The 2956-nt window shown below is 53.1% G+C and carries 3 protein-coding genes and 1 pseudogene; 2 read left to right on the top strand and 2 right to left on the bottom strand.

What is annotated here, in order from left to right:
• Positions 1–419 (top strand): annotated as a pseudogene (locus tag RTY00_RS22895) (hypothetical protein); the annotation flags it as partial.
• Positions 420–528: 109 nt separating this feature from the next.
• Positions 529–1428 carry a DMT family transporter gene (locus RTY00_RS22890; RefSeq protein ID WP_312666471.1) on the top strand — a complete coding sequence of 300 codons (900 nt, stop codon included), beginning with the start codon at positions 529–531 and terminating at the stop codon, positions 1426–1428.
• Between the two features lie 35 nt (positions 1429–1463).
• On the opposite strand, the gene idnD is transcribed toward RTY00_RS22890, so the two are convergent.
• Positions 1464–2504, bottom strand: coding sequence for an L-idonate 5-dehydrogenase (gene idnD / locus RTY00_RS22885; protein ID WP_312666469.1), 1041 nt, complete (start codon positions 2502–2504; stop codon positions 1464–1466).
• Between the two features lie 11 nt (positions 2505–2515).
• Positions 2516–2956 (bottom strand): MFS transporter (locus RTY00_RS22880; protein WP_312666467.1); only part of this gene is annotated, 441 nt, incomplete at its 5' end.

Raw genomic sequence — 2956 nt, 5'->3', positions numbered from 1 at the left:
AGAAGCATTCAGTCATACCGTGTTGGTTCAACTGTCGGGGGGGCGTGCGTATTCCGTTCTGCTCGTTGCCGGGACTGGCCCTGCTAAAGTTATTCGCGTGGCGTGACCGTGGGGCGGCCAATGCAAAAGACGCCAGCGACCTTTATAAAATTCTCTGTGAATACGGCCTTATTGAAGGTGATCGCATTTATGAGTCACCTGTTGAGGGCGAAAATTTCGACTGGGATCCAATGCGTATGGGGGCGTTTTTATTGGGAAGTGATGTAGCAGTAATATGTGCTGGTGGCCTGACAGCAGAACTTCATGCGCTGAATAAAGCCAAGCTTGCCGACGCTGTGGTACGCCAATCCACGAATGAGGATGCCGAATACATTGATCAGATGTTGGAAGATTTCTGGTTGGGTATTAGTAACTCATAGGCAAAAAAATATAATGCCGTACCAGGTCAATGATTAAGTGACGAATTTCGCGCTTGTTGACGTATCTTAACGCAACCTTTCTCGTCAATTTTCCAGGCCTCTGTCAGTAATGCGTGTTTCAACCGGCATCTCAATGAAAATTCTGGCGGCGCTCAGTTCTACGCTGATGCTTGCCTGTGTTAAAGGCCTCGGCGGAACGGTGCCGGTTGGCGAAGTGATTTTTTTCCGTTCATTTCTCGCCATGCTTCCCTTACTGGTTTGGCTTCGGATGCAGGGAAATGTGAAAGAGGGGATCAAGACATCAGACGTCAAAGGACATTTCCTGCGTGGGCTGGCAGGGACGGGCGGCATGTATTTGAGTTATCTCTCGCTGCTCTACATTTCCCTGGCCGATGCCACCGTTCTTAACTACGCTGCACCGCTTTTTACCGTCATTCTTGCAGCTATTATTCTGCGCGAAAGGGTGAAGTTTTACCGCTGGATCGCAGTGTTAACCGGCTTTACAGGCATTTTGGTGATGCTTTCTGGTCTGTGCGCTTTCTCCGGTTCATCAATCAGTTTTACTTCGTCGGCGGGCGTGATGCTGGCAATCGCCGCTGCCTTGTGCACTGCTGGGGCATCGATACAAATCCGTTTTCTTAATAAAACAGAAAAACCCGGCGCCATTGCTTTCTGGTTTGCAGTTATGACGGCCTTAACATCGCTGTTTACAATCGTTGCGGGTTGGAAGATGCCCGATAGTCGTGAGCTGCTGTTACTGGTCGGCTGCGGTTTGTTCGGCGGGATTACGCAAATCCTTCTGACGCTCAGTTTGCGATATGCCGATGCCTCATTGCTTGCCCCGTTTGATTACACCACGCTGATTTGGTCAGTATTGATTGGTTTTATGTTCCTCGGAACATTGCCCGGTATCAATACCTTTGCGGGGGCGTCGCTGGTTATGGCGGGTGGACTGTTTTCCGTTATTGGCGAGCAGCGGCAGCGGAAAGCTGCGACGCTTCATCCATAAAAATTCCCGGCATATAACCGGGAATATTCACTTCATCAGAAAACCAGCTGCACCTTAGCCGCACGCTCTTTATCCGCCGCCAGTTCCAGCGCAAATGCCGCATCCTGCATGGGCATTTCGGCTGAAAGCAGCGGCAATGGATTGATTTTGCCTTGCTCGAGCCAGCGTACCGCCGTAGTGAATTCGCTGGTGAAACGGAAGGAGCCGCGCAACTGCACCTCTTTGACCAATAGCGGTCCGATAGGATAATTCACTTCAGCCGCGCCCATGCCGAGTTGCACGATAATGCCGCCCGGACGCGCAAAGGCAACCAGCGAAGCCACCGCCGCGCCTGCTCCGGAAGCTTCAAAACAGACATCAAAACTGCCGCCATTTTCTGCCCAGCGCGCAGTTTGCTGTTCGTCACGCGGATCCAGCGCCGCGCTGGCGCCCATCTCGATCGCCAGCTGCCGGCAGCGTTCGCTGATATCGGTTGCTACCACTTCGGTGGCTCCCGAAGCCAGTGCTGCCGCGATCACCAGACAACCGATCGGACCGGCGCCGGTGACCAGTACGCGCTTGCCGGTTAAATCGCTTGCCTGACGTACCGCATGAATGCACACAGCCAGCGGTTCGGCGAAGGCCATCACTTTGGCCTCTGCATCATCGCTGTATGGCACGCACTGCACGGGATTAACCGCCACATATTGGGCAAATCCGCCGTTAACATGCGGGAAAAACTGTGCGCTACCCATAAAGCGCATCGATCGGCAAAGGTTCTGTTTTCCTTCCTGACACAGCGTGCACAGCTGGCAGGGTTGGGAAGGGTTGATCGCCACGCGCTGGCCAACTTTTAAGTCGCTGTTCTCCGGCACTTGCTCAATGATGCCGACAAACTCATGGCCTAAAATCATCGGCGCTTTCAGCACTGACATGCCCGCGCGGCCATGCTGGAAATAGTGAATATCCGAGCCACAAATCCCGCCACGCTCAACTTTGACCAACACTTGTTGCGTGTTCCACTCAATTTCCCGCGACTCACAGCGCACATCATGTGCGGCATTGACGATCACCGCGTTCACTGTTTTCTGCTGCATTATGCTTCTCTCTATGCGTTTGAAGGGGTTTCGAATTTCTTTTTATTGTCAGCGTGTTCTTCACCGGGCGGCGTCATCACTTCAATTTTGCCAACCAGCAGCAGGTAGGCCAAAAAGCCCATCAGCGCGACGGCAGCGATGTACCACATGGCATACTGGAAGTTGTGGGTGCGCTGCAAAATAACGCCAATGATGATCGGGCTGACAATGCCGGAAAGATTGCCAAAAATGTTCAGAAAGCCGCCGATGGTGCCGATTAAGTGGCGCGGAATCACATCGCTGCACACCACCCAGCCGAGATTAGAGAAGGCGTTGGCGAAGAAAGCGATAGAGAGAATGGCAATGGCAATTACCGGGCTGTCCTGGAAGAAATTCACCAGCGCAATCGAGCAGGTGAGCAACATGCCCAGCATTACCGGCAGCTTGCGTGCAAAGGTGCGGCTGCGGCCACG

It is taken from the genome of Pantoea sp. CTOTU49201 (genome assembly GCF_032054795.1).
In the GTDB taxonomy this organism is placed as follows: domain Bacteria; phylum Pseudomonadota; class Gammaproteobacteria; order Enterobacterales; family Enterobacteriaceae; genus Pantoea; species Pantoea symbiotica.
The sequence above is the reverse complement of the archived record's forward strand: the minus strand, read 5'-3'. Positions and strand labels throughout refer to the sequence as shown.